The sequence below is a fragment of the Idiomarina sp. Sol25 genome (genome assembly GCF_033052775.1).
Lineage (GTDB): Bacteria > Pseudomonadota > Gammaproteobacteria > Enterobacterales > Alteromonadaceae > Idiomarina.
This window is the reverse complement of sequence record NZ_JAUPEW010000080.1, coordinates 1-311: the sequence shown is the minus strand read 5'-3', so window position 1 is coordinate 311 and position 311 is coordinate 1. Positions and strand designations below refer to the sequence as shown.

Here is a 311-nt window from a genome sequence, read left to right as displayed (position 1 = left end):
ATCGGCCAGTGAGGCGCAGAACACACGCTGACGCCGCCCATGTTGAGCCGCGAAGGCACGGGCCTGTTTGTTCCACCGCAGAGGCTTGTTCCAGTTGGCGATGCCGGTCCTGCGGCGCGGTGCCTTTGGCCCCCAGTGGTTGCCGCCGTTAAAGCGCTGGTCGCGAGCTTCGGCATAGCAGTGGTCACATTCGGGCGCGACACGCTGGCACCCTTCCCAAGGATTGAACGTGTGGTCTGTCCATTCGATATTCGACTGTTCAGCCATGATCTTTCCTCCGGGCTGCACTAATTGACAGGATCTGCTCTGCC

The 311-nt window shown here is 61.1% G+C and carries 1 protein-coding gene; it reads right to left on the bottom strand.

Annotated features, from left to right (window positions below):
• On the bottom strand, positions 1-267 hold a 267-nt coding region (locus tag Q5L94_RS13555; RefSeq protein WP_317498886.1), incomplete at its 3' end, for a DUF5131 family protein.
• Between the last annotated feature and the right edge of the window lie 44 nt (positions 268-311).